Here is a 2129-nt window from a genome sequence, read left to right on the forward strand (position 1 = left end):
ATCTCAATTTCTCCATTCGAGAATTTGATGTATGCGCCTTTACAGGTAATTAAAACTTCCTCTTGCGCTGCAATATTTACTCTGCCTGAACTACTGGTCAGCACCGCGTCCTTCAGCGCATTCAGCTGCAGCTCGTCATTCTGTGCCTGTACTTCCACTTTGCCCTGATTGGCCTGTACCTTGATGCCGCTGCTTTGCGCAAACAGGTTGAGGCTCTCTGCCGCATGGGCGGTCAGGCTTTGTCCGGCGGTGATGTCGGTATGGTTGCCGCTGACCAGGTGGATGTTTTCATTGGCGGTGTGCAGTTGGCTTTGCTGGGTTGCGGTGGCAATACCGGCGGGGGCGGTTTGGATCAAACCTGCCTCTTTCAGGTCTTTGAGGGCGTCTTTCAGACGACCCCTTTGGGTTTCTTCATCGGTGTTGTGGTTGTTGGCGGTTTGGGCGGCTTTGTTCAGGCTTTTGGCGAGGGAAAGTGCTTGTTCAATCTGCGCGATGGCATCGTCCATATCCAGCACTTTGCCGTTGGCGTCTTGGTTTTGTGCGCTGACGAGTATGCCTTTACCCGCCCGTACGGCACCCCAGCCGTCGGTTCTGAGTTCGAAGCCTTCGCCGTTCTCTCCGCGTTTTGCCCTACCGCTGTCGACGATATGTCCGAGGTTGAGTTGGGATTTTTGGTAGTCGGTGGCGAGTTTGATGTGTTCCTGGCCTTTTTGGTCTTCCATCCTGAGTTTGTTGTTCGCCCAGGTACGGATGACATTCCTTGTGTTCCAATCGGCAGGGATGTGGTCGGGATGGGCGCTGTCGTGCATCACGCCGGAGATATACGGACGGTCGGGATTGCCTTGTACGAAAGACAGCATGACTTCGGTGCCTTCGTGCAGGGGGAAGTGGATACCGTATTCGGGACCGGCATAGGGTTTGGCGAGTCGGACGGGGCGGCTTTCTCCGCCGGGACTCCATTCGTCTAGGTCAAACGGCAGTTTGACGCGGTAGCGCCCCATGTCGTCGATGTAGGCGTAGGTGCAGTTCTCTGCCGCGGTCACCCGTGCGGGCAGTGTGCCGGCGATATGGGGGCGCGGTGTGGTGCGTTCGGGACGGAAGGCGAGTTGGGCGGGAACGGCGGTAAAGGTATGGCTGTAGGCGGTATCGCGGCTGCCGCTGTGTTCCATACTGAGTACCAGCCAGCCGTCGGGTGCTTCGGGGAAGGCGGTATCGGTTTGGAACACTTTCATCGGTGCCATGGAGACGACGTTGCCGCTGCCGTTGGCGACGGTTTGGCGGCAGAGGACGGCTTCGTTCAGCAGGGTCGTCTGAACTTTGGCTTCGTCGGGGGTTTTGGGATGAAGGCCCCAGTTTTGCCGTTTGCCCAATAAGACGGTGTTGTCGGCCGATTCTTCGGACTGTTTGTTGTCGGTTTCGGCAAAGAGGTCGGTATCGGCGGTGCGGTAGTTGTAGTCGGCACTGCGTATGCCTTCGACGATGGGGTTGTGGCGGATGCTTAAGTTGAACAGTGCTTCGGTACCGACGCTTTCCAGTCCGGCATGGGGACGGTAGGAAACGGGTAAGCTTTGATCGCGGAAGTAGTGTTCGGGACTGTCGCCGAAGACGACCACATCACCATGTTGTTCATTTTGTTCGAAGGCATACCAAATGCCTTCTTCCTCACACAGACGGTTGATAAAGGCGAAGTCGCTTTCGAGATACTGGGTCACATACTCGCGGACGGTGTAGCTGCGGCTTTTTTGGAAACGGTAGTCCACACCGGAGAAGCCGTGGTGTTTGAAGACGGCGGCAACGATATCGGGGACGGTTTGGTTTTGAAACAGTCGGGAGGATTGGAAATGTTTTAAAGCCGCGAAACGCGGCTCTAAAACAAAGCGGTAAACGGTTTCATCCTTAGATACCGACAACTTCTCACACGAAGTCACGATGCCCTGCCATTGTTTCGCCGGAGGCTCGTCTGAACCGGCTGCGAAGGCGGCGGCGACTTCGGACAATACGGCCTCCTGCGGACGAATTTCAAACGCTGCTCGCTGGTTGAGGTAGGAAGACAGCGGCAGGGAGGAATCGGTGGAGGTGGCGGTGATTTCGACGCGGTAGGCGGTGTTGGCGGCTTCGGAGGCGGTGAA

General features: G+C 56.6%; 1 protein-coding gene. It reads right to left on the reverse strand.

From position 1 onward, the window contains the following. Nucleotides 1-2129: type VI secretion system Vgr family protein (locus DBZ16_RS14600; RefSeq protein ID WP_107814488.1), on the reverse strand; the 2129-nt coding region annotated here is incomplete at both ends.

It is taken from the genome of Neisseria sicca (assembly GCF_003044565.1).
GTDB classification, from domain to species: domain Bacteria; phylum Pseudomonadota; class Gammaproteobacteria; order Burkholderiales; family Neisseriaceae; genus Neisseria; species Neisseria sicca_A.